General features: G+C 54.9%; 26 protein-coding genes and 1 tRNA gene. 9 read left to right on the top strand and 18 right to left on the bottom strand.

All coding sequences use genetic code 11. The features are described 5' to 3' along the window. Positions 1-7: 7 nt before the first annotated feature. The 15 genes from AC1DK3_RS00630 to AC1DK3_RS00560 all read right to left on the bottom strand — a co-directional run bounded on the left by AC1DK3_RS00630 (position 8) and on the right by AC1DK3_RS00560 (position 12,654). Complete coding sequence (locus AC1DK3_RS00630; RefSeq protein WP_477190373.1) at positions 8-571, bottom strand: isochorismatase family protein; 564 nt, start codon at positions 569-571, stop codon at positions 8-10. Positions 572-605: 34 nt separating this feature from the next. Beyond that, on the bottom strand, positions 606-1,505 hold the full coding sequence (locus AC1DK3_RS00625) for an urease accessory protein UreD (protein ID WP_477190372.1): 900 nt from the start codon (positions 1,503-1,505) through the stop codon (positions 606-608). Next, the gene (gene ureG / locus AC1DK3_RS00620) at positions 1,483-2,115 is read right to left on the bottom strand and encodes an urease accessory protein UreG (protein ID WP_477190371.1); all 633 of its coding nucleotides are present in this window, start codon (positions 2,113-2,115) and stop codon (positions 1,483-1,485) included. Before ureG ends, AC1DK3_RS00625 begins: the two co-directional genes overlap by 23 nt. Beyond that, entirely contained in the window at positions 2,112-3,824 is a 1,713-nt protein-coding gene (gene ureC, locus AC1DK3_RS00615; protein WP_477190370.1) for an urease subunit alpha, read from the bottom strand. The genes ureG and ureC overlap by 4 nt, the downstream gene beginning before the upstream one ends. Before the next feature lie 2 nt (positions 3,825-3,826). Then, positions 3,827-4,522 carry an urease subunit gamma gene (locus tag AC1DK3_RS00610; protein ID WP_477190369.1) on the bottom strand — a complete coding sequence of 232 codons (696 nt, stop codon included), beginning with the start codon at positions 4,520-4,522 and terminating at the stop codon, positions 3,827-3,829. A 26-nt stretch (positions 4,523-4,548) separates the two neighbouring features. After that, the gene (locus AC1DK3_RS00605) at positions 4,549-5,229 is read right to left on the bottom strand and encodes an urease accessory protein UreF (protein WP_477190368.1); all 681 of its coding nucleotides are present in this window, start codon (positions 5,227-5,229) and stop codon (positions 4,549-4,551) included. Further along, a complete protein-coding gene (locus tag AC1DK3_RS00600; RefSeq protein WP_477190367.1) occupies positions 5,222-5,671 on the bottom strand; it encodes an urease accessory protein UreE in 450 nt (149 codons plus the stop codon). Before AC1DK3_RS00600 ends, AC1DK3_RS00605 begins: the two co-directional genes overlap by 8 nt. Before the next feature lie 37 nt (positions 5,672-5,708). After that, the gene (locus AC1DK3_RS00595) at positions 5,709-6,749 is read right to left on the bottom strand and encodes an agmatinase family protein (RefSeq protein WP_477190366.1); all 1,041 of its coding nucleotides are present in this window, start codon (positions 6,747-6,749) and stop codon (positions 5,709-5,711) included. Between the two features lie 34 nt (positions 6,750-6,783). Next, positions 6,784-7,848, bottom strand: a complete 1,065-nt coding sequence (locus tag AC1DK3_RS00590; RefSeq protein ID WP_477190365.1) for an agmatinase family protein — start codon at positions 7,846-7,848, stop codon at positions 6,784-6,786. Positions 7,849-7,899: 51 nt separating this feature from the next. Then, on the bottom strand, positions 7,900-8,265 hold the full coding sequence (locus AC1DK3_RS00585) for a hydrogenase maturation nickel metallochaperone HypA/HybF (protein ID WP_477190364.1): 366 nt from the start codon (positions 8,263-8,265) through the stop codon (positions 7,900-7,902). After that, positions 8,258-8,941, bottom strand: coding sequence for a hydrogenase nickel incorporation protein HypB (hypB, locus tag AC1DK3_RS00580; protein WP_477190363.1), 684 nt, complete (start codon positions 8,939-8,941; stop codon positions 8,258-8,260). Before hypB ends, AC1DK3_RS00585 begins: the two co-directional genes overlap by 8 nt. Positions 8,942-9,035: 94 nt before the next feature. Beyond that, positions 9,036-9,896, bottom strand: a complete 861-nt coding sequence (locus AC1DK3_RS00575; RefSeq protein WP_477190362.1) for an ABC transporter ATP-binding protein — start codon at positions 9,894-9,896, stop codon at positions 9,036-9,038. 67 nt (positions 9,897-9,963) lie between these two features. Continuing rightward, the gene (locus AC1DK3_RS00570) at positions 9,964-11,031 is read right to left on the bottom strand and encodes an ABC transporter substrate-binding protein (protein WP_477190361.1); all 1,068 of its coding nucleotides are present in this window, start codon (positions 11,029-11,031) and stop codon (positions 9,964-9,966) included. 39 nt (positions 11,032-11,070) lie between these two features. Next, complete coding sequence (locus AC1DK3_RS00565) at positions 11,071-11,907, bottom strand: ABC transporter permease (protein WP_477190360.1); 837 nt, start codon at positions 11,905-11,907, stop codon at positions 11,071-11,073. Positions 11,908-12,108: 201 nt separating this feature from the next. Further along, the gene (locus tag AC1DK3_RS00560; protein ID WP_477190359.1) at positions 12,109-12,654 is read right to left on the bottom strand and encodes an Lrp/AsnC family transcriptional regulator; all 546 of its coding nucleotides are present in this window, start codon (positions 12,652-12,654) and stop codon (positions 12,109-12,111) included. Positions 12,655-12,820: 166 nt separating this feature from the next. Between AC1DK3_RS00560 and AC1DK3_RS00555 the strand changes: the two genes are divergently transcribed. The 8 genes from AC1DK3_RS00555 (at position 12,821) to AC1DK3_RS00520 (ending at position 21,090) form a co-directional block, all read left to right on the top strand. Next, positions 12,821-13,621, top strand: a complete 801-nt coding sequence (locus AC1DK3_RS00555; RefSeq protein ID WP_477190358.1) for a HupE/UreJ family protein — start codon at positions 12,821-12,823, stop codon at positions 13,619-13,621. Between the two features lie 1,489 nt (positions 13,622-15,110). After that, complete coding sequence (locus tag AC1DK3_RS00550; protein ID WP_477190357.1) at positions 15,111-15,989, top strand: hypothetical protein; 879 nt, start codon at positions 15,111-15,113, stop codon at positions 15,987-15,989. A 91-nt stretch (positions 15,990-16,080) separates the two neighbouring features. Then, complete coding sequence (locus tag AC1DK3_RS00545; RefSeq protein ID WP_477192925.1) at positions 16,081-16,326, top strand: hypothetical protein; 246 nt, start codon at positions 16,081-16,083, stop codon at positions 16,324-16,326. Next, the gene (locus AC1DK3_RS00540) at positions 16,271-16,408 is read left to right on the top strand and encodes a helix-turn-helix domain-containing protein (protein ID WP_477192840.1); all 138 of its coding nucleotides are present in this window, start codon (positions 16,271-16,273) and stop codon (positions 16,406-16,408) included. The genes AC1DK3_RS00545 and AC1DK3_RS00540 overlap by 56 nt, the downstream gene beginning before the upstream one ends. A 290-nt stretch (positions 16,409-16,698) precedes the next feature. Then, positions 16,699-17,508, top strand: coding sequence for a hypothetical protein (locus AC1DK3_RS00535; RefSeq protein WP_477190356.1), 810 nt, complete (start codon positions 16,699-16,701; stop codon positions 17,506-17,508). 33 nt (positions 17,509-17,541) lie between these two features. Further along, positions 17,542-18,300 carry a tyrosine-type recombinase/integrase gene (locus AC1DK3_RS00530; protein WP_477190355.1) on the top strand — a complete coding sequence of 253 codons (759 nt, stop codon included), beginning with the start codon at positions 17,542-17,544 and terminating at the stop codon, positions 18,298-18,300. Positions 18,301-18,769: 469 nt separating this feature from the next. Continuing rightward, entirely contained in the window at positions 18,770-19,384 is a 615-nt protein-coding gene (locus AC1DK3_RS00525; RefSeq protein WP_477190354.1) for a hypothetical protein, read from the top strand. 62 nt (positions 19,385-19,446) lie between these two features. Beyond that, positions 19,447-21,090, top strand: a complete 1,644-nt coding sequence (locus AC1DK3_RS00520) for a recombinase family protein (protein WP_477192839.1) — start codon at positions 19,447-19,449, stop codon at positions 21,088-21,090. Here AC1DK3_RS00520 and AC1DK3_RS00515 read toward each other — a convergent pair. From AC1DK3_RS00515 to AC1DK3_RS00505, 3 genes are all read right to left on the bottom strand, one after another. After that, positions 21,047-21,123, bottom strand: a tRNA-Met gene (locus AC1DK3_RS00515). The genes AC1DK3_RS00520 and AC1DK3_RS00515 overlap by 44 nt on opposite strands. A 219-nt stretch (positions 21,124-21,342) precedes the next feature. Continuing rightward, positions 21,343-21,696: a hypothetical protein gene (locus AC1DK3_RS00510; protein ID WP_477190353.1), complete on the bottom strand. Its 354-nt coding sequence runs from the start codon at positions 21,694-21,696 to the stop codon at positions 21,343-21,345. A 235-nt stretch (positions 21,697-21,931) separates the two neighbouring features. Beyond that, positions 21,932-23,341: a DUF6513 domain-containing protein gene (locus AC1DK3_RS00505; protein WP_477190352.1), complete on the bottom strand. Its 1,410-nt coding sequence runs from the start codon at positions 23,339-23,341 to the stop codon at positions 21,932-21,934. A gap of 139 nt (positions 23,342-23,480) precedes the next feature. Between AC1DK3_RS00505 and cobF the strand changes: the two genes are divergently transcribed. Then, the gene (gene cobF / locus AC1DK3_RS00500) at positions 23,481-24,245 is read left to right on the top strand and encodes a precorrin-6A synthase (deacetylating) (protein ID WP_477190351.1); all 765 of its coding nucleotides are present in this window, start codon (positions 23,481-23,483) and stop codon (positions 24,243-24,245) included. The last annotated feature ends 3 nt before the right edge of the window (positions 24,246-24,248 follow it).

The raw sequence follows: 24,248 nt of genomic DNA, 5'->3' as shown, positions 1-24,248 counted from the left end.
CGCCATTTTATCGTTTGATAATCTCAAGGCATTTGCGGAATTGCGGGTGGTCACAGCTGGCAAGCCATTCGAATATCACCATCTCGGTTGTGACGATGTCCGCACCGTATCGAGCCATTCGATGCAAACCCACTTGTTTATCCGTAAACGTGCGTGACCCTACAGCGTCCGCGACAACTGAGACGCAATACCCTTCTCCCACTAGCCCCTGAACCGTTTGAAGTACGCAAACATGTGCTTCTGTACCTGTTACAATTAAACGGCGTTTGCCCTGGGGCAGGAAGTTTGACCACTCAGGCTCTCTTGTGGCATCGAACATGCGTTTGCTGAGCGTTGCATCGACGTATTCGCGAAATTCCCAGCTGGTCCCTCCAAGACGATCCTTGTTGTGGACGGTGGCCAGAATCGGAACGTTCAATTCTTTCGCGGCGTCGCATAAACGCGAAACGTTGCGTTTGACATTTGATGCACGGGCGATTGCCGGCATCAATCGGTCTTGAAGATCTACGAGCAAAACGCAGCAATCTGTTGGCTCAATGATATTCTCTATCTGCGAATGCAGGAGTCGCATGTCGTCCGAGCCCTCCTTCTCATACCGGGGTAGCTCATTTGCGTCGAGGAGCGGGAGCGCTTCCTTTTAGGAGCTTGCGGCTCGCGACCCAGCAAGCGTGCATCGTGCGTTGCAACGACAAACCATCGAGAGCAATGACCCTCACGATAATTCCGCTATCTTTAGGAAGTGAAGATACGCCAACGTAAGCCTCATCAGAGGCACTTGCGAACTCGTCGAATGCCGCAAGAGACGAGGCTGTTAAGCCCCAACGAGCAATCACCAAAGAGCCGTGAGCCGAAAATCTACCAATGGTGCCCGGCCAGCGAGACGCGAACTTTCGACCATCGACATTTAGCCGATCGATGGCGGCAGGTTGACCGGAGCATTCGGTGATCCGAATTTCTCCTGCATAGCTTGTGAATGGCTCGGCTGCGCCTGCAGGATCATGCGTTAGGAACGAATCCGACAGAACCACCGTACCACCCGGAGCATTATTTACGTTGATCGTCGAACTGCACCGTGATCGAGGAAAGAGGACCTGCGGGTCGGGCAAGTATTCCAGGTATGATCCATCTTCAGCTTCGAGCTCGACATGTTGTGAAGCGCAACCCGCGAGAGTGCTATGAACGATTGTCGAGGCCTGAGTGGTTACATGGGCCTCGCTTCCCTTCCCGGCCCTTACCAACGCTGTCAGGCAATCATTTTGATAAAGCCCTCCCGCACATGACTGAATATACAGCGTTGCGAAGCCCGGCAAATCTTCATCTGCATATTGTGGTCGGCAGATATGGAAAGGATAGGATACGTATTGCTGGGCAATATATGTTCGTCCTTCTGGCGATAGTGCGAACCGAATATTCAACTGTTCCGCAGGCATACCCGGCTTGACCGAGGTCGCGCGATCTCCGTTCGGATCGGCGGCGCTGTTATCAATTTTTGAAAATAACGTCATCAACTAGCCGATCCGCAATCGCCTCAATACCCTGTCCTGTCTTGCAGTTCGTCAGCAAAATTGGACGGCCATTCCGCACCGCATAACCTTCCTCAACCATACGGGCTACGTTTACGCCGACGTGCGGAGCTAGGTCTGTTTTGTTGATGACAAGTAAATCGGATCGGAGAATTCCGAGCCCCTTCTTGCGCGGAATATCATCGCCGCCCGCTGTGTCGATTACAAAGAGCCAGTAATCGACCAGCTCCAACGAAAAGGTCGAGGCCAAGTTGTCACCACCTGATTCCACCAGGACGGCATCTATTTCGGGGAACGATTCAACGAGCCGTTCCACTGCTTGAATATTCATTGATGGATCTTCTCTGATGGCGGTGTGTGGGCACGCACCTGTTTCGACAGCCATCACGCGCTTTGGGTCGATCAGCCCCGAGCGTCGGATTCGTTCGGCGTCCTCTTGTGTGACGATGTCATTTGCCACAACACCGAGCTCTATCCCCCGCTGCTTCAAGACCGGAATTAGACACTCTACCAAAGCGGTTTTGCCGGACCCGACCGGTCCTCCGATGCCTATCCGCGCCGCACCGGGAAGTCGTGGCCGTTGGTTCATCATCTCAGCATGTACCTTTGAGTCAGAGGCAATTTGCTTGCAGGCTCGCACGTCGCGAGCTTTCCATCGACGAACACATCAAAGGTCTGCGGATTGACCGTGATCTTCGGGCATACGTCGTTGTGCAGCATGTGGCCCTTGTTGAGTTTGCGCGTTCCCTTGGCAGGCAATATCGCCTTTCGCAGTTCGAGCTTGCCGGCAATATCCGCATCTATAGCCATTGGATTGACGAAACACGCGCTAAGCGCCTGCTTTGCCCTACCAAACGCCCCCCACTGCGGTCGCATGATCAACGGCTCGCACGTCATCAAGCTCGCAGCGCTATCCCCCATTGCGCCCCAGCAAATAAAACCGCCCTTGATGACGAGTTCGGGCTTTATGCCAAAAAAGCCGGGCCTCCAAAGAACCACATCGGCAATCTTACCTGGCTCGAGGGAACCTATGTGCGCATCAATTCCGAAAGTTCGCGCCGCATTGATCGTATACTTCGCGATAAACCGTTTGATGCGTTCATTGTCTCCGCGCTTGCTCTTCTCTTCGGGGAGGCGGCCGCGTTGATCCTTCATCTTCGATGCAAGTTGCCACGTCCTGCAGATAACCTCTCCAATACGGCCCATGCCTTGGCTGTCCGAGCCGAGCATGGAAATTGCACCGATGTCATGCAGAACATCTTCAGCCGCAATTGTCTGCGGGCGAATGCGGCTTTCGGCGAACGCCACATCTTCCGGTATTGAGGGGCTCAGATGATGACAAACCATCGTCATGTCCAAGTGCTCGTCAAATGTATTGACCGTGTAAGGATTAGTCGGATTTGTGGACGAGGGTAAACAATTGCTTTCGCCGGCAACCCTGATGATATCCGGCGCATGACCACCGCCGGCTCCTTCTGTGTGGTACATGTGGATCGTGCGACCGCGCATCGCGGCGATTGTATCTTCCAGGAATCCGCTCTCATTCAGTGTGTCGGTATGCAATTGGACCTGGAAATCCAGCTCGTCGGCGACGGATAGGCAGGTATCGATGACGGCGGGCATAGCGCCCCAGTCTTCGTGGATTTTTAATCCGATGCACCCGCCTTTGATCTGATCATAGATAGACCGGGGTCGTGATGTATTGCCACGTCCGAGAAAGCCAAAGTTGATTGGCCACTGCTCCGCAGCTTGCAACATCTTTCCGACATTGAACGCGCCTCCGCAATCGATGCCGACTGTAATTGGACCAAGCGACCCGCCGATTAAGGTCGTCAAGCCGGAGCTGATCGCGTGCTCGCAAATCTGCGCCGAGTCGAAATGGACGTGCACATCAATGCCTCCCGGCGTCGCGATCATCCGCTCGGCATCACGCACTGTCGTTGCCGCCCCTACAATCAGGTTCGGGTGCACGTTGTCCATTGTCGACGGATTGCCGGCTTTTCCGATCCCTACGATCCGCCCGTCTTTAATCCCGATGTCACCTTTTACGATCCCGAGAACAGGATCGATAACGATCGCATTGCAGAGCAGCATATCCAACGCGCCCATTTCGCTATCATAGCCTGGCATCATCCCCAGGCCATCGCGCAGCGTTTTGCCACCCCCGTGAAGACATTCCTCGCCCGGCACGGCAAAATCGTGCTCAACCTCGGCGAACAACGAAGTATCGCCCAGCCGGACCGCGTCCCCGGTCGTAGGACCATACATTTCCGCGTATTGCTTTCGACTAAGCTTGCCCATGGTCATGCCCCCCGGAAACCGCGTTCGCGCGCTCGGCTCAATGCGTCCGCCTTACAATCCTCGTTACGCCAGTTTCCCTCGGTCAATCCGTTGAGGCCAAGGAGTTCGCCGGAGCCGCCGAACTCCGTCAGAACGACTTCCTTGACTTCTCCGGGTGCAAAACGCACGGCAGTACCCGCTGGAATATCCAAGTGTGTTCCGAAGCTCTTCTCTCGATCGAACTCGAGAGCTTTGTTCGTCTCGAAAAAATGGTAATGACTTCCGACTTGGACTGGCCGGTCGCCGGTGTTCAAGACCTTGAGGGTTACCTTGCGTCGTCCAGCATTTATTTCGATTTCCCCATCCTCGATGATGAACTCGCCAGGACGGATGTCTTCCGGCTCACTGCGCTCGCCAGGCCTGATAGGGTCATGCACCGTGACCAGCTTGGTGCCGTCGGGAAATGTACCTTCGACCTGTATCATTGGCATCAGGGACGCAACGCCAGGCATCACGTCATCAGTCGTGAGAATCGTAGATCCCCAAGAGATCAAATCCGAAACCGATCGTCCCTCCCTGGCTCCTTCGAGAATCTCGTCGACGATATAGGCGACGGCCTCCGGATAATTGAGCTTCAGTCCCTTCGCTTTATGCCGTCGTGCCAGCTCGGCTGCGGTGAAGATTGTTAAGCGCTCTATTTCAGTCGGTGTTAAAAGCATGTTCGAACTCTTGGCTGAGTGCGGCTTCAGTTGGCAAACATTCGCGATGCATTCCTCGCATGACGCATGATTGCGATTTCGGATTCAAATGTGGAGGAAGCTATTTGGCTGATCTCGCAAGCAGGCTCTTCCAAGATGAGGTCAACCTCATCGCGAAGACGCTCGAGAGAAAGTTGTGCTTCGATGTGGGTGAGGCACCCTAGCCTGATCGCGGCGCTCAAAAGAGTGACGCATTGGGTGTGGGCGGAGATCGTCACTGCTTCTTCCAGACTCAGACCAACCGTTGACCATAGAAATCCCTGCATGACTGAAAGGTGTCCATGAGCCGGGCCTTGCGCTATCGCGCAGCGGTATGCGGCGGCATCATCTGCACCCAACTTTGAGAAGACGGAAAGCATCGCGCTACCGAGCCGGCACGAAGCGGCGCGACTTTCCGAGGATGGTGTTTGGATATCGACTTGGTTGTCGATCGCGGCCACCGCAGCGAGATCTGGACTTGCGCGATGGGCTGCAATCACGACGGCTCGATCGAAAGGCCCCCATCTTCCGTGCAGTTGACCCTTCATGAATGCTTCCACATCCTGCCATGACTTCACCGCCCCGCTGTCCGCGAGACCTTCGAGCCCCCACGAGAAAGAAATAGACCCGGAAGGAAAGAAGCTGTCGGCAAATTGCAAAACTGCCAATCTGGCTTTGACACTACTCAACTAATTGCATCCCGATGGATCGCCGGGATAAGAGTTCGGCAAGAGCCGCCACATAGCGTTGGTCGTCTCCTTCGACCGCGATATGCATCTCTCCAGGCTTGAAGCGAACACGCCAATGGTGGTTACCCGCGCAGTAGCCAACCTCCACAGCCGCATCTGCATCTCGCAGTGTGATCCGGAGCCAACGTTGAGAAGAGGTCCTAAGGACGATCGCGCGCGATCGATCGAGGAAAAGGACCGCTCCATCTTCAAGCTTACTTGCGCCATCCAGAGCCAGGATGACTTCAGTTCCCTTGTCTGTCGTTCCTCGCCATCGCCGCCTGAGCGTATCTGCGGGATCCATTTGCAATACCTCCACGCAGTTCTCGTGCTCGAGCGCGTGAAGTTGATTTGAAATGGAGTGCTCGTCGAGAGGACGAACGACTTCTGTTATGATAAGCATTGGAGCGGCCCTATGACCTCATGCACACGTCGTTCTGCTAGCTGACCACCTCAGACCTACGCAGCTTCTGATCGACCAGCTCCCCGCGAGCTCTGGCCATCGCCGCCATAAGTCTCAGCACGGTGCACACCGCGAGGCGGGACGTCGTTCCACTGACATCGTAGACTGGTGCAAGTTCCGAAACATCGATGACGCTCACCGACTTCCGTTTACCGATGATATCGGCGACCCGGATCATTTCTCGACTCTCGAGCCCCCCCGGCTCTGTCGCCGTCACGCCAGGCGCAGCTGACGCGTCCATCACATTGAAGTTGAAGCTCAGGTACTGGGCATTCGTTCCTTCCCAGGCTTTCTGCACCGCCTCTTCCATGACGGCATCGATTCCGCGCTCGACGATTTCGAACATGGGATAGAAGCGGATGCCACGTTCGTTAGCGAGATCGATATAGTCCTTCGGATTCATCGAGTTTCGCGCGCCGATGTGGGCGACATTCTGCGACTTGAGATTCGTCAGCTCGGTAATCCGGGCCAACGCACAGGTGCTTAGCAGCTTTTCGCCGGCCCATTCGTCGGCGAGGTCAAGATGCGCACCAAAGTGCAGACATCCCATCTTTTTCTTTGGCCCGATGTAGTCAGAAAGGGCGCGCGCCGCTTGAATAGAAATCGATCGGTCGCCGCCAACAATGATCGGCGTCACACCGGCGTCCAGCACGGTCTTAACGGCTTTGTAGATCTTCGCTCTGGCCGTATCCGGATTGACCTTGGGCATTGGCACGTCGCCACAATCCACCGCGAGACCACTAAGGTCGACACCGAATTCGAACCAATAAGAGAGGTATTCCTGTGAAGCGATGCGGAACTCCCGGGGTCCGTCTTCGCTACCCGGTTTTCCAACATTTCCTTCATCAAAGGGGACGCCAACAAATGCGTATCGGGCCCCGTGCTTCTTAAGTGCGGCCGTATCGAGAGGGACGTGCTCCGCACGAAGGAACGTAAGCTGCCCCGGTGCGCGGTAGTTATCCGCGTCTTCTCCGCCGAGGGGTGAAAAGAGGTGGGCGTAACTCTTGGCTGGGTTCATTTCAGTCTCATCTCTCAAGGTTTCATCTTCATCGTCATGGAGTTTGGTTTCGATCTCGGAGCGTCTTGGCGCGACTTCCGAGGAAGTGGTAAATCATCAGGCAAGCCGTCTTGATGCTCATATGGCTGACGTCGAACTGCGGGCACAGTTCGGAGACTTCCATAATGTCGGCGCCAAAGGTACCTGCAGTGCGAGCCAATTGAATGATTTCGCGCCCCTTGAGTCCAAAGCACTCGGGCGCAGTCGTGCCGGGCATGCAGCTCGAGTCGATGGAGTCAGTGTCCCACGAGAAATAAACCCCGTCGGTGCCGTCCCAGGCGCGAGAAAATATATCCTTGGTGCATTCTACTACGCCTCTACTCACAACTTCGCTCATCGGCATGCAGCGGACGTCATTGTCGACGAAGAAATCATGCCAGTCTTTTGGATTGAGCCCGTTGCGGGATCCCATGTGTACGAGATTTTTCGCGGAACAATTGGGAAGGTCTAGCGCTCGCGAAGGGCCTGAGCAGTTCGTGTAAGCGTTGCCAGCCCAGTCCGGAGCGGCATCGAGATGGCAGTCGACATGCAAGTAGCCGATCTTTCCCTTGGAATGGAAATCGGAAAGCGCGCGCGCTCCAGGGATCGGCACTGAATGATCTCCACCACACAGCACGACTTTTGCACCGCCGTGCAAACACTCGGTAAGATAATCGTAGATATACTGATGCGATTTGATGTTGTTGCCGGGAACGATGGGAACATCACCGCAATCGACGACATTAAAGAATGTCAGCAGATCCACATCGTATTCAAACATGTAGGGAAAGTATTGCGTTGACGCTTCGCGGATACCGGCTGCGCCTTGAGACGTGCCGGCACGCACAACCTGTCCCTGATCCCACGGCACTCCCAGAAAGCAGATTTTGGCTCCCATCTCCCTGATAGCGTGGCGATCAGGTGGGCAATACGGTGCTCCCATGAACGTGGAGATGCCCTGGGACTTGAACGTTCCGTTATGCAATTTCGGCGAATATAAATGGTCATCAACTCCGGCCTGCTGGTGCGGACCCTGAAGTTGATGCGGCACATGCTTCCATGCTTGATTTTCTCTGGACATTGACGTTGTCGTGCTCCTCGATGCTCTGACTGAATTCTTGCGTTTTTTTTGCTAGTTCTTCGTCGCGTGAGCTGGATAGATCAGATCCACTGATTTCAACTGCATCTCACGTCCCGCAAGGACCTTCGGAGTTGGTCGCCCGCAATCCGGGCATCGGAAATTGTAAAGCGCGGCAGGCCGCTTCTCGGCATCGCAATGTTGGCACATGACTACCAAGGGAACTTCTTCGATCACGAGGGACGCCGCTTCGCACGGCGTAGCGCGTGCGGCCGATGGGAAGCAGAAGTACAAAGAACGCGCCAGACCGCTCGCCGCTCCCAAACGGATTTCGATCTTAGCAACCCCGATTGCGCCCCGGTCTTTTGCCAAATCGTTGACTTGTTCAACGAGCGCTGACGCAATCGTCAGTTCATGCATTGGGAAGTGCCTCCTCAACTTTATCGCTCGCGACTTTTTCGAGCCAGTTGAACCACTCCTGCATGCCCTCTCCGGAGCGAGAGGAAAGTATCATCACGGAAATTGAGGGATTGACGGACTTTGCATTCTCTATGCAGCGCTCGACGTCGAAATCGACAAATGGAAGTAAGTCTGCTTTCGAAATGACCATCGTATTTGCGGCGGCGAACGTGTCGGGATATTTGAGCGGCTTGTCGTCGCCTTCTGTTACCGACAGGATCGCAATTTTCTGCCGCTCTCCTAGATCAAAGCTCGCTGGACAAACGAGGTTTCCAACATTTTCGATGAAGAGGATGCCACCCTGTTCGAGCGCGATCTCAGAAAGCGCTTGTCCAACCATGTGAGCATCGAGATGACACCCGCGACCCGTATTTATTTGAACCGCCGGCACCCCAGTCTCCCGAATGCGATGCGCGTCTATCGACGTTTCCTGATCGCCTTCGATCACCCCCAAAGACAATTGAGACTTCAGAGAATGTAGCGTGTTGACCAGCAAAGTAGTTTTCCCGGCCCCAGGACTGGATATGAGATTGAAGGCGGTAATCCGAGCGTGAGCGAATCTCCGCCTATTCTCGTCTGCATAACGATCATTTTTGGCGAGAATGTCTTTTTCGACCCGCAGGAATTCCGTCGGCATTCTCCGGAATCCATTTACTTCGCCATGCACGTGTTTCCTGTCATCATGCTCAACACATCCACAAACACCACACATTGCTGATCTCCGCTTTGAATTATCGGTGCGACGACAATTTCTCGTCCAACGACCCTCGCGTTTCATCTCGCATCAGGTGCATCAACTTCTTCTCCATTTCATGGAACCCGTTGGCTTCCATCATCTCCTCATGGTTGGCGAACCGTCGGCCTTGTTTGAAATGCGTGACGAGATTCTCCCGCACCGTTCCGGGATGCCGCGACATGAAGATGATGCGGTCTGCAAGGAATATCGCTTCCTCAAGGTCGTGCGTTACGAGCAGTACCGTCACACGAGAGGATTCGACGATGCTGATCATCAACTCTTGCATCTGCCATTTGGTCTCCGCGTCGAGAGCACCGAACGGCTCATCCATGAGCAAGATTGAAGGACCATTTGCGAGAGTTCTTGCGATCGCAACTCGCTGCTGCATGCCCCCAGAGAGCTGTCTTGGATAAGCATTTCGGAACTGGGACAGTTTAACTAGCTGAAGGAACCGGTCTGCACGCAAGCGGCGTTGCTCCCTCGAGATCCCATTCATGCGCATTCCGTATTCGACGTTTTGCTGAACTGTCATCCAGTCGAACGAAGTGTAGCGCTGGAACACCATTCCGCGAGATTTGTCGGGACAATCGATCGGCTGACCGTCCAGATACATCGCTCCGCTTGTCGGCTGGTCTAGTCCGGCGATCATTCTGAGAACGGTGGACTTCCCGCAGCCAGACGGTCCAAGCAATGCGCAGATTTCCCCTTCTCGCACTTCGAAGGAAACGTCTTTGACAGCATCGATTTCAGTGCGCGCATCCATGCGATAGCGCTTACCGAGCCCATCGACACAAAGTTTTGCCGAGTTCTTCTTCGTTCGTAAATTGACTGATAATGCGGTGTAGTTTGCTTCCATCTTTGTGACTCCGCTGAAAGTTGAATGTTCATTTTCGACGACGAACAGGTGTGACGCCGAACTACATTCAACCGCGATAGCCGCTGTCGTATAGATCCTTCAATAAGCTGCAGTCGATGGACTTATCCGGAGGGTAGTTCTCTTTGACGACTCCGAACTTTACCCACCATTTGTTTGTCAGTTTGTAGTGCTCAAAAAGCTGCCCATTCTTTTGAGCGAATGGCGGATCGCCAGGTGCAACCCCGCACGCTTGAGCAGCCTGAATGAATGTATACGGGTAAAGACCTGCATCCATTCCGCTCCCATCTTTGCCGAGCACGATCTCGACATCGGGAACGGTCATCTTCATGCCGTCGGCAATAATTTTATTGCCATCCGCAGGGTTCTTCTTCCACCACGCGATTGCATCATACATCGCCTTGATGGCTTTCAGCGCCACGGGTCGCTTGTTCTTAACCCACTCCGAATTGATGAAATGAGCATCTGCGATGAGACCGGTTGCTGCCCATTCCGCATCCTTGGTGCTGGCAACTACACGCGCACCAGGAACGCCCGAGCGGGTTTGAGAAGCAAATGGCTCCCAAAGCTCCCCTCCCGCGACTGTACCGCCAATCATCGCAGCTGTGGCTTGGTCCATGATGATGTTGACGTACTCGACCGAGTCGAAAGGAAGCCCGTTATTTTCGAGATAGATCCCCATCATGATTTGCGCCAAGCCGCCAACCATCACAGCAATCTTTTTTCCCTTCAAATCGGCCGGAGATTTTATTTCGGGACGAACGATAATTTCGTCAATTCCGTGAGAAAGATTGCCGTAACCAAATATTCGAACGGGCATATTTTGCGATGCCCCGATCGGACCAAATTCCGCCGTGCTGGAAATGATTTCCAACTGCCCCGACGCCATAAGGCCAAAACTCTGGAATGGATCCTCGATCGGCTGATAGGAAATCTCAAGATCGGGAGCAAGATTCTTGGCTTTGGCGATGAACCACCACCCATATCCTGGCCAGGTAAGGCCAGCGATACGGACTTGATCTGCTGCGAAGGCCTGAGTTTGCAACAAACTTAGGAAGCAAGCGCAGGCAAGTGTGAGACTCGAAAGGCGAAACCACTTCCGATATGGCGTTTCCATTTTTGGCTTACTCCCTAGTTTATTTTATTTTTGATTTATTTATGTTTCTTCCACCGGGACGTACGGAAACAGTCTTCGGTGGGCCAGCCGGAATAGGAAGTCGAAGGCTAGGCCGAGCAGGCCGATGACAAGAATGCCGGCCATAATTTCATCCACCTTGAGAAATCTTTGGCTGCGCATCATCACTGCGCCAATTCCCGTGGAAGCAGCGACAATTTCGGCTATCACCAGATAGGTCCAGCTCACGGCCAACATCTGTCGCATCGAGATCAAGATCTTCGGCGCGACGGCGGGCAAGACGATTGTGCGAAGAATTTGCCCGCGACCCGCCCCTAGAGTCATCGCGGTTTCGATGAGTTCCGCGCGGACGGCCCGCGTGTGATCTGCAATCAAGGTGATAAGGAAAAAGATCACGCCTACGAAGAGCAGAGCAAGCTTCGATCCTTCCCCTGCACCAAACCACATGAGCAATAGGGGGATAAATGCGGGCGCAGGCAAATAGCGCCAGGCGCTAACGAATGGATTAAAAAAAGCATTGACTGGCCTAAATGACCCCATCAATACACCAAGAGGTATCGCTACTACACAGGCGATCGCAAAGCTCGCAAGTATTCGGTAGACGCTGTAAGCGACATCAACCAGAAATCCCTTGTCGGAAATCATTGTAGACAAAGTCAGAAGGACTTTGTGAGGGGCCGGCATAAAGAGCGAGTTCACCCAGCCCTCGACCACCGCGACTTCCCAAAGACCAAAGAAAATTACCCACAACGCGCAGCCGAGTGCGAGTGAGGTCGCCCACGATATTGGTTTGTTATATTGAAGCCATCTCCTCCTTTTGCTCTTAAGCCGAGGGATAGGCTTTGTCTCATCTTGCATACGTTCACGTATCTCAAGGGGTATTTTTGTTATTGGCCGCATTTCAATTACCCCCAAATCGACAGGTCATTGGCTGAAGGCGATACGTGCAGAAGAACAGGATCGCCGTTGGAAGTTTTGCGTCGAATCCGGAGTTCTGATTGGCTTGCACAGTCAGGGAGCTGAGATTCCGAGGAGCTGCGGCGCCCACAATGTGGATCATCACGGTTGACCCCACTTGAGCAGACTTTTGTACATGACAAGTCCGACCATCGGCTCGACGGACGCAACATCAACCCGATTGTAGCAATGCTCACGCAGGAACAGCGCGAGCTGCTCATGCGTTTCGCAGACCACTTCGATCAGAATGTCATACGGGCCGGCAACGAAGAGGACGTAAGTCACCTCGTCCCGATCTCGAAAATAAATGGCGGCATTCTGCGGATCACATCCCGGCGCCAACTTGATACCGACCATCGCGAATGCTTCGTAACCAAACGCCATCGGGTCTGCGACGCCGATAATTCTCAGCACTTTCGTTTCGACGAGCTGGTTCACGCGGTTTCGCACCGCGCCTTCTGAGATGGCGAGCTGCTTTGCAATGGCAGTAAAGGGTGCTCGACCGTCACTCTGCAGAATGCGGATGATCGCCAAGTCCGTGGGATCCAACGTCACGCGTGCGGCGGCTGACTGATCTCGCTTCAACGCAAGATCGAGGATGGGAGCACCTCCTCCGCCAGCGTTCTGAATTTTCCTAACGTCGGCCATCGAATTCCTCTAGATCGCCCTTCGTAAGTTGCGTTTCTCGAAGCTATGCCGTATAATTGTTACGAAAGCATCATCTAAAATGGAAGTCAACTACGATAATGTTATAAATTTGATTGTTTAGCTGCGGATATCGCAATGCACGTTACTGCACCGCAGCGACTGTGCGATGCGCAGCGAAATCAAGTCTCAAGACGATCGGAGGACGTCGCAGGCACCCAAAAAGCGCGGCACATCGAGCAGGCATGAAATTCAATTTTATTCGCCAGCCGCCGTTTTCAATTTGGAGGAGGAGCAAAAACTTAAGGACGACCACAGACTCGAAACGCAAAAAACATCTACTTGGGAAGGTTTGATCATGCACCGTCTAAGCAAAACACTCATCACCGCCGTAACATGCATTTTGGCAGCCTCGATTCCTGTGTCAGCGCACGTTGGAGTCGGCCCCGTCGACACGTTTCACCGGGGCTTGCTTCACCCCATCGCCGGTATAGATCACGTCATCGTTATGATAGCAGTCGGCCTGTTTGCAGCGAAATTGGGTGGACGAGCTGTCTGGCTTGTTCCGCTGTCTTTCGTTGTAACGATGATTATCGGCGGGATAATCGGCTACTATGGCTGGTCACTGCCGATGGTCGAGACTGTTATTGGTTTCTCAGTCGTCGTTATGAGTATGGCGGTTGCGCTTGGCGCACGACTGCCTACCACAGCCGCAACTGCCCTCGTCGGCGTATTTGCATTGTTTCATGGTCACGCTCACGGCACTGAAGGGGCCGGTCTGAGCTTAGCGTTTATCCCTTATGCAGTTGGCTTCGTTGCAGCCACGATTACGCTCCACGGGGCTGGGGTTGCTTTTGGTGTCACGTTGGACAGGCTCGCTGCAGGGTTCGCAGTTACGGCGACGAGAATAGCCGGCATCGCGGGAGTGATTGCTGGCGTTTCGCTCTTGACCGGAGCCCTCGTGGCTTAAGCCTAGAAGTGTGCTTTCAATTGAGGGGTAAACCAGGCATAGCGAGACGCGGCCCAGACCGCGTCTCGCGCCGCCAGTAAGAGTTCGAACGAAATCGAGCACCTGCTCGGGTATCGGCGAAAAATGAAGGAAAGCTGATCGTATTTCGTCGGATCGGCTAATACGCAACTCCTTCTCGGGCCCTCTGCTGAGAGTAATATCGAAAGGATCGAAATCGTGGCGGTAGCACTACACTCTGCGCACTGACGGCAAACGCCGAGCGGTGCCTCTCGGCAAGTACCCCGGAGCTTCTTAGAGGGCGCTCGACTGAAAGCGAAGCAGCTTCAGTCTGAGATCGAATATGAAAATAAGTGGGCGGATCCTGCTACGAAACGCCAAGCTCGCAAGGAAGCACAGACGTTCGATGAGATTGCGAATGACTGGAATCAAAAGCACGCAATTCCGAACAAATCTCTTGGCGCACTTCGGGACGATCGCTCCATGCTGCAGCGACACATTTTTCCTGAAATAGGGGCTATGAAGGCAACGGAAGTCCGTAAAAGGCACATCATCTTTGGACAGCGTGCAAGCAAAGGGCACGCGCAGAAAGAAGACAAAACGTCCGCGCGCGCTAACTCATCGGCCAAACAGAGTTTTCGAACTTGTGCGCTCAATTTTCAGGTGGGCGCTGAGCAGCGATTTCATTCAATCCGATCCGACGGCGGGTGTTTCGCCGCCATTAGACGTGAGAAAGCTGGGCTTGATTCGACAGGTCGAGCGCCACGCGGCGGGCGCCGACGAGAAGGCCCTGTGATGCTCTCTATGCTGAGTGGACCGGTGAGCGCCGTGCCGCGATCCCAATTGCACACAATGACCAGTCGGTTGTTCAACGAGCGTGGGGCTACAAGGTGCTGCGCGCCGTTGTGATGGCGTTACGACTCTTTTCGCACACCCTTAAAGGGTTTCTTCGCGGGCGCTTTCTTCTGATCGATAAATTGCCCCGAGGCCTTGCTCCGTTTTGTCCACGTATCTTCGCCTTCAATCGCCGTCTTGAGTTGTGAGCGCTTTCGCACGGCGCCTTTCCGAGCGTTGTCACCAGTGGGTTTGTTTACTGCCACATCGTCCTCCGTTTTTTCGCACAACGGAGTCGGATAACCCTCTGTTCCCGCAATTGAGTGCGACTAGCGGATCTTTGCCAAGCGCCGCCTGGATTGCCCGACTTCGCTATCGAAACGCCGGACGGGGGCATTGAGGAAAATGAGCATTTCTTCAATTGCTCGTGGGCATAAGTTTGATGTCTTGGGTCGACCGGAAGGTCCCATTGGCGCGCACTTGCCAATGCAGCGGCGAATCAAAGGTCTTTAGGAACCGAAGGACGCGCTGAACCTATTGGCGTTTCATCATAGATACTTGCCGTCATCTACGACGATCAGCCCGCCGAAAATTTCGCGTCGACTGATGGGGAGCTCAAGATCATTGGTAAGCTGGATTCGATAGTGGGTAGCGCTATATGGCACGCAAAACTTTGCCGACGAAAATTAATGGCGGCCAACGTTTTTCTCTGACATCCGAACAGGAGGGCAAACTCGGCGTGAACGGCCGCCAAACTCTCCCCGCTAGCAAAAAAAAACGAGTCGAGGAATTGTGTCTAAATTTCATAGTTCATACGGATTACGAGTGCGAAGGGGTCCCTCCTAGTCGAGAGAGTTTTATTTATAAAACGCTTCAAGCGAATATTCGTAGCCTCTTGCGGATTTTGTCTCGAATAGTCCGTGATGGGCGGGAACAGCACGGTCCGTTGTATCTTAAGTTAGATAAACTTCTCGCTGGGCCGATTTCGGACTTAAATGAACTGTCGTATGCAATAATTTGCCTGAATAGTGCGACTGAGCTAACCCGCCCGGATTTAATTTATCAACAATTGAAAAGACGTGCCTTATCGCTCGGCGATTTAATAACCTACATTATAGGCCAGGACGACCCACAGTCCGAAGCTGTCTACGTCGAACTTGTCGAAAGGTTTGCTCCGCCGCGTCGAACGGGCCATGCGGTCGAGGTGATACACCGAAACCTACTCGATCTCGAACGCGCGGCCGCGGCAGCAGGGGCGGCGCACAAAGCGGAGATGGGCGGTCGCGGGCGCCCCCCTCAAGAGGCGTTCCGCGAGTTCATTTGGCGGCTCGCCGATGTATTTGAAAACATTGGAGGTAAAGCACGCGTCTGGCAACGCCATGACCGTGAAAAACTAGATTCGCCATTCATGCGATGGGTGACGCAGCTGTGCGACTATCTCCCTGACGGGTATAGGCCTGACTCCAAGAAACTGCCGGAGCAAATCCATTCAGTTACTGAAGCCCGAGCCAAGCTCGGGCGGCAAAAAAAGCACTGATTTTTCTCCCTGTATTCGTCGACATCCTGATTGCGTAGATGTTCACCGTCAGAGCAGAGATGCGTGTCAGCGTTCGCGGCGATTACTCCACATGTCTCAAGAAAATGCCCGGAAGCCGAGCGACGCAACGCTGAAACTACTGACGGCCTTCGTGCGCCTTCTCGCTCAGATGAGCGTGCGCGGACTTCTTCCTGTCGACATCATTTTAATCGGGAACGACGATGACGTCCAAGCCAGCAAGACAACGCCGAGAGATCGAGCCGCAGCTCACCGTCGCCGAAGTGGCGGAGATTTGTCGGGTGACAACGAGGACGGTCAGGAATTGGATAAGGGCTGATCTTTTAGCCGCACGTCATTTGGGAGGAAGGGTTAGAATATCCAGAGATGAAATATCGAGATTTATAAATTCGAGAAGATAGCGTAATTGGGAAAACGATATGCGTTATTAGTCGTACTATTTAAATATCACGCTCTCCCAATTTTCCTTGTATTTCTCCTCCTTTCATCCCAATTACATTCAAATCGGGCTTGCGAACTCCCAATCCGAGACAGATAAATGAAACATTTAAACGAGATTATCGTCACAAGCCCGCCTTCACTTGCCGAAATAATTCAACGGGTCCAGGAGGATGCCAATTTCCCGGCACACCGACGGAACTGTACAATATCGAGTCTTCGCAAACTTCCCGAGTGGCTCGAGAGAGTGCAGATGCGCGTGCCTCCTGTTGCCGCGACGAATCTTGAGTTCTCCGTGTCGTCCCTCGAAGCCGTCTTCGGCGTCATTGCTCCGGGCGCGGTCGGTGTCTCGCGCAAGCGTTTGCAGAATGCAAAGAGCGACGCCAGGTTCGTGATGACTTATTATGACCTTTTCGCCGAGCGCCGTGTTCCCCGGCTCAATCCCTCCCTGCAGGCACTTGGAGCGTCGATCACCGACCGATTTCGCGCAATCCAACTCAGGCGATTTTTGGGGTTTCTGAGTGAGAAGCGCATCGAACCAAACAGTGTTATTGACAGCACGGGTGACGACTTTCGCCAATCGCTTCGCGAGGACGCGCGCGTCCGGCGCCCGGACCGTGCGTGGCGGGAAGCAATTCGCGCTTGGAACAGGGAGGGCCAAGTCAACACGCGATGGCCGCAGATCAAGCTCTCACCACCGAGAAATCGCAAAGTCTGGGGGCGAAAATGGTCCGAATTTCCCGCGAGCTTCAGGCAGGCAGTTGACGCATTCTTCCGCACCGATCCAGATTGCGAGAATATCTTCGACGTGGGTCGCGCTCGATTGGCGTCAAGCACCATTAAAAGCCAGACGGAATTGCTGCGGCAAGCCGCGTCGGCCCTTGTTATTTCTGGAGTTGACCCGCGGACCATTACTGACCTTCGTGCGATCAGCACACCTAATGCGTTCCGCGGTGCGCTCCAGCACATCGTCGACGCGCGAGGCGGTGTCAGTTCGACCGCTGAGAACGTCGCCCACGTGTTGAGGAAGGTTGCGAAGTTGGCGGGAGTCCTTTCGTCGTAAGAAATCAAGGCGGTCGAGGAGGCCCACAGAAACTTGTTGCGCCACGTCCGAAGACGCGCATTTCCCCGCAAAGACCGTGATCAACAGGTGCTCGACAAGCTTGACGACGCGCGGTTGGTGGATGCGTTCCTTTCCCTGGGGCGCCGTACCGTCGTTACCGTTAACAAGTCGCGTGCGCTGACTAGGCGAGCCGCTCTCGACATTCAACGCGCGCTGGCGCTGGAGCTTTCGATCTGCGCACCGCTTCGGTTGAAGAACCTGGTTTCGCTCAGGTTGGATAAGCATTTCTTCAAGATGACATTCGACGGGGTCGAACGAGTGGTGGTGCGTGTTCCGGGCGAGGAGACGAAGAATGGGGAACCCGCTGAGCACTTCCTCAACCATGACACCGCTGCACTCTTGGACCACTACGTCGAACGCTTTCGACCCCTGATCGCGAAGGAGCCGAGCTGTTGGCTCTTTCCGGGCGCGCACGGAGGTCACAAGACCGAAAACACTTTGGGTACGCAGCTCTCATTATGGGTCCGGGAGGAACTCGGCATTCCGTATCACCCGCACTTGATCCGAAAGATTGTCCCCAAGCTTTATCTGGATGCCGATCCGGGCGGTCTTGAGGTGGTTCGCAGGCAACTTGGGCATAAAACCGATGAGATGCTGCGCCGAGTCTATCTTCAGCGGGTCCATCGCGCGTCCCAAAAAAAATACATCGACGCACTGGAGTCCCGCCGCTTGAGCGCGTTCGGCCCCTCAAGCATCGTGACTCGCGGACGCAAGGTTGGCGCTCGTGACTAGGATACGGAAATCGCTTCGGCTTGAGGAATGGCCGGCCCCGGACAGGCTCGCGTTCGAACACGCCTTCGAGTTTGGAAGTTTATTTGATTCAGACGGACTCGCCGCCCATTGGGCGCCCGACACGCGAATCGGCGTGATCAAAGCCTACGGCCATTGGCTTGCATTCCTGATTCGTACCGGCCAACTTAGGGAGACTTCGAGTCCTGCAGCGCAGGTGACTTCGAAATCCCTCGCCGACTATGTTCATAGCTTGGAATCACATTTGGCCCCTTTTACCGTCGTGACCCGCGTCCGGGGTTTGGCTGAGGCTTTGCGGGTCATGAAGGCGAAAGACGCTCACCACTTAGTCAGGTGCGTTCACCAGAATTTGCGGCGTAAGGCAAAGCCCTCGCGCGACAGCCGAGAAAGCCTGGTGGCACCCTCTCAGCTTTACTGGGCAGGGATCGACCGAATGGAACGTCACCGATCCATGTCGATCAAAGATACCTCAGCTGCAATCATGTTCTCGGACGGACTTATGATGGCGATGCTGGCGGCAAAGCCAGTCAGAAGACGAAACTTCTTTCGAACGCAAATTGGCGTGCATCTTCGAAAATCATCGAGTGGTATCTATGAGTGGCGGTTTGAGGCGTATGAAACGAAAACCAAAGAGCGCATTTTTGCGGCACTTCCACTTAGTCTCGCCCCATATCTGGACTTTTGGATAGAAACAGTGCGTCCGGTACTCTTAGGTAATCGGCAAAGCGATGCACTGTGGTTGACCACAACAGAGAGCGACATGGCTATCGATACGGGCTATTGCCGTTTCTGTAGGGCGACCCATGAGGAGCTCGGCGTGCGGGTCAACCCACACATGGTGAGAAGCGTAGTGGCGACTGGTGTCGCAATTGAAATGCCCGACTCCGTAGGCATTACGCCCATGCTGCTCGACCATCGGAGCGACCAAACCTCTAGGCAATATTATAATCTTGCCGATCAGCTTTCGGCGAGTGGGCGTTATCTGGAGGAACTCGAAAAGCTCCGGATCCGTACTGGTATGTCAGACGCCGGCCGCCAGCATCGTTCCCAGAAAAGCAAGCGCTAGTCGCCTCAACGCGAGATCGTTCAAAACGAAACTCGAACCGGCTTACCGAAGGAGTTGAAGCAATGCGGGCAGCAATCTACGCAAGATATTCAAGTGACCTCCAAAATCCGTCTTCGATTGAGGATCAAATTCGCGTTTGTCGAGAAAGCATCGATCGCGAAGGTTGGAGCTATCACAACGCCTACTGCGACCGAGCAGCCAGTGGTGCTTCGCGATTGCGGGCTTCCTATCAGATGCTGCTTGAAGACGCGCGACGCGGCGCCTTCGACGTAGTGATCGCCGAAGCGCTCGACCGTCTGTCCCGCGATCAAGAGGACGTGGCTCACCTCTTCAAGCATCTCTCTTTCGCGGGCGTGCAATTGATCACTTTGAGCGAAGGCAAGATATCGGAGCTCCACGTCGGTCTTTCCGGAACAATGAGCGCCCTCTATCTCAAACAACTCGCCGAAAAGACTCGCCGCGGACTGCGAGGCCGGGTCGAGCAGGGGCGCTCCGGCGGAGGCAAAAGCTATGGCTACGATGTCGTGTCCAATCCGACCCCCACAGATAACGATCAAACGGGTGAGCGACGCGTCAACGACGCTGAGGCGGCAGTTATTTGCCGCATCTTCAAGCTCTATTGCAATGAGGTCTCGCCCCGCGAAATAGCCAAGGTACTCAATCGCGAAGGCGTGCCTGGGCCGAGTGGGGCTCAGTGGGGGCCATCCACAATCAACGGCAACTCCAAACGCGGTACTGGGTTGCTTAACAACGAACTCTATGTCGGCCGGCTTATTTGGAACCGCTTACGCTATGTGAAGGATCCCACTACGGGCAAGCGTCGCTCAAAGCCAAACCCCGAGGACGCGTTCGTCAGTAAGGACGTTCCGCACCTTCGCATCGTGCCCGAGGCCCTCTGGGATGCCGTCAAGGCGCGGCAGCAACAGAGGACACGGAACACGCGCCCCAACCGAGACCACCGCGGATTTTGGACTCATCAGCGACCGAGATATTTGCTTTCAGGCCTCATGAAATGCGGTGCATGCGGATCGAGCTATACGAAATACGGGCAGAACCGATTTGCTTGCGCCGCCGTACGCGATCGAGGCACCTGCAGCAATCGCTTGACGATCAGGGGAACTGAGGTCGAGGCGACTATTCTCGATGGCCTGAAATCGAGGCTATTGCAGCCGGACATGTTCGAAGAGTTCGCTCGGGAGTTCGCGGCCGAACTTAACCGCCAACGATTGGCCAAATACTCGAGCTTTGAGCAGGCGAGGCGAGAACTGGCCCGGATTGACCGCCAGATTGCTCGTCTTGTCGAAGCAGTTGCCGATGGTGCTGATGCGATGGCGCTCAGCAACAAGATCAAGGAATTGGAGGGGGCTCGCCCAGGTCTTGAAGCTAAGGCTGCCGCCGTGTCCCCGGGCCAGCCCCTAGTGCACCCAAATCTAGCAAAAATCTATCGCGCTAAGGTCGAACGGCTCACAGAGGCCTTGGCTGATCCCGATCACGGGCGGGAAGTCTTTGAGATCATTCGCAGCCTAATCTCAGAAATTCGCCTCACTCCTGCCGATGGCGTGCTGGCCATTGAACTCGCCGGTGATTTGGCAGGCATCCTAGCCCTATCGACCGGCGTCTCGGACGGCGGATCAGCTGCTTCCAAAGCAGTGCAAATCAAGATGGTTGCGGGGGCTGGATTTGAACCAACGACCTTCAGGTTATGAGCCTGACGAGCTACCGGGCTGCTCCACCCCGCGTCACCAAAACGCGCGGCCCGGTATGGCTTGCGCGTCCTTAGGATAAACAAGGCCGCTCGTTTCGGAGCGGCCTCTGACCGCCGTATAGCACAAAAAAATCGTCTGGAAACCCTTATCTTCAGATTTCGTCGACGCACCCGCTGCCGCGCCGAGAATCCAGGCTAACAAGCGCTCGATCAAGCTGCTGACAACGGCATCGAGCACAAGAGTCGCGTGCAGCTAATGCGCTTGTGAACGAAAGCGAAGGCCTGCGACGTTCAACCCTGTCTGATCCAGAGATTCCGCAACCAGGTATGAGGCCGTTACGTCGTGACGGTAGGCGACAGCAACGACCTTCTGAGGCTTACGAACTCGCGGCCGCTGGTGCGATACAGTCGGCTTGGCGCGGGTGGTACGGGTGTGCTTGGCGATGGCCTTGCCCAAGTGACCGCCGAGCGCCATGTACCCGCCCGACCAATTCGTGCCGATCACCAACGAGGCATCGCTTAGCCCCTGGGCAAAGCTGCTTCGGACGTCGGCCAAAGTTGCTGCGGCACATATGACGGCAATCGCCACAAACCTGAGAAACGCCATTGCATTCGGTCCAATGTTTAGTGATTCTGGCTATATAGAGAGTCCGCAATGCTTCGGTAAACAAAAAGTTAATATGCTTTTCAATTCGACCCAATTTGGCTCATTTATTTAAAACAATACTTTTTCCGATCATTTCGCCGATTGGGAATTCGGGGATTCTGGATCGATCCAATTCGCCAATTCGCCTCGACCCATTGTTCTGATTCTTCCGAAGACCAGACCTCAATGCGGCTCTTCAGTCGGTCTTTGACGATTTCGGCAGGGTGGTTCCCGCCTCCTTGAACTTCAGCAAGTGCGCATCATCAGCGGCGCCTTTCGTTTCGGCAACGACGCCGAATTGAAGCGGCTCGTCCTGCGCGTAGCGTTTCCCCAGCCGGAAGGCGATCTCGGCGCGGGCTGTCTCGACGCCGAGATAAAACGCGTGGCCGGGATCTGCACGCGTATCGAGATGGGGGAAGAGTTGAAACGGATCATCAGAAACGTGATGACCGTTACGGTTGTAAATGTGGACGCCATCTTCGGCGACCTCGATGCGATAATTCTGATCGCGAATCTCAGCCGCGAGCGCCTTTATTTCCGCAGGCGACGATGCAAATCCCTTGCGGTCCCTGAGGGCCATGAGCCCTTCTCCAAATCCCTGCGGAAGCGCTTCCGCCTTGCGCGCCGCATAGAATTCGCGTCGTGCCCGGTCGAATTCCTTAATCGCAGTCCGGCAATGCGGACTGACTTGCACCGCCAGAACCGCGGTGATGTGAAGCTCCGAACACATGCCCATCAGGATCGCGTTGATGCCGGTCGTATCGGCGTCCGTCAGTTCGGTGACGTTGCCGATTCCCATGAGGATCGGAATATCGGGACGGCGTTTGCGCAGATCGTAGTAGCGCGCAACCGACGCCGTGAATCCGTAATGGATCGGATCGAGAATGGGATCGGCGTAATACGGCCTGCCCTTCGCGATCATGATATCGATCACGCGATCGAGCGAGTCCATGTCCGCCGCCCCGGCGGAGATGAGGATCGGGGCCGCCGGGCCTTCGTCGACAATCGATATGGTCTTTTCATTCAGGCTGAAGAGAAAGTCGGCGCCTGCGCGCGTCGCTCTCGAAAGCTCTTCAGGGTTGAAGGAATCCACGCTCACCTTGGCGCCGTCGGCGTGCAGCGCTGCAATCGACGCTTCGAGATGCGGAAACGGGCTATCAGGGAGACAGCCGAGATCGATGACGTCTGCGCCATCGGCCCGCATCTTGCGCGAACGTTCGACAATCTGTTCCGGCGTCATCAGCGTCGCGTCGACAATTTCGCCGAAGATCGTGACGTCGTATTCCGAGAGATCGACTTTGCGAGCGGCCTGCCCAAGGTAGGCCGGCAAATCGGCGATCTCTTCGGGGCCGCGTTCGAAACGCGTGCCGAAGTGATCGGAAAGCCGGTCGATATCGCCACGAAAGCGGCCCGGAAGAATAACCCTGTCGGCATTTTCGGGAAGCTTCAGCCGCCGCTCGACGATCTCCGTCGTCATCAACGCGGCCACCTTGACGCCGACGCTGGCGACGATCGGTTCCAGATCGGCGTCATTGAGTTCGCCGGCGATACGCTTTACCCGGGGCTCGGCCAGTGATCCGGTTACCAATACAATGCGCTTGGCCATAGGCGGGCATTTCCCTTTACGAATGCGTCTTGCGTGAAGTGGCACCGAACGGGGCGCGGCGCAATCACCTCAGCGCTTCCCATCGACAAATCACAGGATTTACGGTTTTCGTCGTCACTCAATATGGAGATGCGTTGCCATGAAGACGGTTCTTCTCATAGGTATCGGCGCCGGAAATCCGGATTACGTGACGATGCAGGCCGTCAAGGCGCTGAACGAGGCCGACGTTTTCTTCTTTCTCGACAAGGGACAGGAGAAGGAAGACCTCATCAATCTTCGAAGAACCATTTGCGAGCGGTTCATAGAGGACAAGACGTACCGCATTGTCGAGGTTCCGGGTCCCGTCAGGGACGCGGAGGCGCGGGACTACAAAGCGGGCGTCCACGCGTGGCACCGAGACAAAGCAAAAATCTTTTCCGATCTCATCGCCAACGAGCTTGCCGATGGCGAGGTGGGCGCGTTCCTCGTTTGGGGCGACCCGTCCCTCTACGACAGCACCGTGCGGGTGATTGAGCACATCATCGCTGAGGGAACGCTCGCGTTCGAATACAAGATCATTCCCGGCATCACCAGCGTTCAAGCCCTTGCGGCTGAGCATAAGATAGCGCTGAACCCGATCGGTGAGCCGGTTCATATCACGACGGGCAGACGGCTCAACGAAGGCCTGCCTGAGGGCGTCGATACCGCCGTAGTCATGCTCGACAATGGATCGGGTCTCCGAGCTCTCATCGATGAAGACGTCGATATTTTCTGGGGCGCGTATCTCGGGACGCCCGATCAAATCCTGATCTCAGGAAAACTCAAGGAATGCGCCGAAGCGATCGAAGAGGCGCGCGCGGAAGAAAGGAAGCGCAAGGGCTGGATTATGGACACCTATCTGTTGCGGCGAAAACCGCGGCCGTAGGCC

It is taken from the genome of Hyphomicrobium sp. 01T421, assembly GCF_056398805.1.
This window is presented reverse-complemented; position numbering and strand designations above follow the sequence as displayed.

What these genes read in the sequence shown, in the direction of transcription:
- AC1DK3_RS00630 (WP_477190373.1), bottom strand. Translation starts at nt 571, where the DNA reads ATGCGACTCCTGCATTCGCAGATAGAGAATATCATTGAGCCAACAGAT.
- AC1DK3_RS00625 (WP_477190372.1), bottom strand. Translation starts at nt 1,505, where the DNA reads ATGACGTTATTTTCAAAAATTGATAACAGCGCCGCCGATCCGAACGGA.
- ureG (WP_477190371.1), bottom strand. Translation starts at nt 2,115, where the DNA reads ATGATGAACCAACGGCCACGACTTCCCGGTGCGGCGCGGATAGGCATC.
- ureC (WP_477190370.1), bottom strand. Translation starts at nt 3,824, where the DNA reads ATGGGCAAGCTTAGTCGAAAGCAATACGCGGAAATGTATGGTCCTACG.
- AC1DK3_RS00610 (WP_477190369.1), bottom strand. Translation starts at nt 4,522, where the DNA reads ATGCTTTTAACACCGACTGAAATAGAGCGCTTAACAATCTTCACCGCA.
- AC1DK3_RS00600 (WP_477190367.1), bottom strand. Translation starts at nt 5,671, where the DNA reads ATGCTTATCATAACAGAAGTCGTTCGTCCTCTCGACGAGCACTCCATT.
- AC1DK3_RS00595 (WP_477190366.1), bottom strand. Translation starts at nt 6,749, where the DNA reads ATGAACCCAGCCAAGAGTTACGCCCACCTCTTTTCACCCCTCGGCGGA.
- AC1DK3_RS00590 (WP_477190365.1), bottom strand. Translation starts at nt 7,848, where the DNA reads ATGTCCAGAGAAAATCAAGCATGGAAGCATGTGCCGCATCAACTTCAG.
- AC1DK3_RS00585 (WP_477190364.1), bottom strand. Translation starts at nt 8,265, where the DNA reads ATGCATGAACTGACGATTGCGTCAGCGCTCGTTGAACAAGTCAACGAT.
- hypB (WP_477190363.1), bottom strand. Translation starts at nt 8,941, where the DNA reads ATGCCGACGGAATTCCTGCGGGTCGAAAAAGACATTCTCGCCAAAAAT.
- AC1DK3_RS00575 (WP_477190362.1), bottom strand. Translation starts at nt 9,896, where the DNA reads ATGGAAGCAAACTACACCGCATTATCAGTCAATTTACGAACGAAGAAG.
- AC1DK3_RS00570 (WP_477190361.1), bottom strand. Translation starts at nt 11,031, where the DNA reads ATGGAAACGCCATATCGGAAGTGGTTTCGCCTTTCGAGTCTCACACTT.
- AC1DK3_RS00565 (WP_477190360.1), bottom strand. Translation starts at nt 11,907, where the DNA reads ATGCAAGATGAGACAAAGCCTATCCCTCGGCTTAAGAGCAAAAGGAGG.
- AC1DK3_RS00560 (WP_477190359.1), bottom strand. Translation starts at nt 12,654, where the DNA reads ATGGCCGACGTTAGGAAAATTCAGAACGCTGGCGGAGGAGGTGCTCCC.
- AC1DK3_RS00555 (WP_477190358.1), top strand. Translation starts at nt 12,821, where the DNA reads ATGCGCAGCGAAATCAAGTCTCAAGACGATCGGAGGACGTCGCAGGCA.
- AC1DK3_RS00550 (WP_477190357.1), top strand. Translation starts at nt 15,111, where the DNA reads ATGGCACGCAAAACTTTGCCGACGAAAATTAATGGCGGCCAACGTTTT.
- AC1DK3_RS00545 (WP_477192925.1), top strand. Translation starts at nt 16,081, where the DNA reads ATGTCTCAAGAAAATGCCCGGAAGCCGAGCGACGCAACGCTGAAACTA.
- AC1DK3_RS00535 (WP_477190356.1), top strand. Translation starts at nt 16,699, where the DNA reads ATGCGCGTGCCTCCTGTTGCCGCGACGAATCTTGAGTTCTCCGTGTCG.
- AC1DK3_RS00525 (WP_477190354.1), top strand. Translation starts at nt 18,770, where the DNA reads ATGTCGATCAAAGATACCTCAGCTGCAATCATGTTCTCGGACGGACTT.
- AC1DK3_RS00520 (WP_477192839.1), top strand. Translation starts at nt 19,447, where the DNA reads ATGCGGGCAGCAATCTACGCAAGATATTCAAGTGACCTCCAAAATCCG.
- AC1DK3_RS00510 (WP_477190353.1), bottom strand. Translation starts at nt 21,696, where the DNA reads ATGGCGTTTCTCAGGTTTGTGGCGATTGCCGTCATATGTGCCGCAGCA.
- AC1DK3_RS00505 (WP_477190352.1), bottom strand. Translation starts at nt 23,341, where the DNA reads ATGGCCAAGCGCATTGTATTGGTAACCGGATCACTGGCCGAGCCCCGG.
- cobF (WP_477190351.1), top strand. Translation starts at nt 23,481, where the DNA reads ATGAAGACGGTTCTTCTCATAGGTATCGGCGCCGGAAATCCGGATTAC.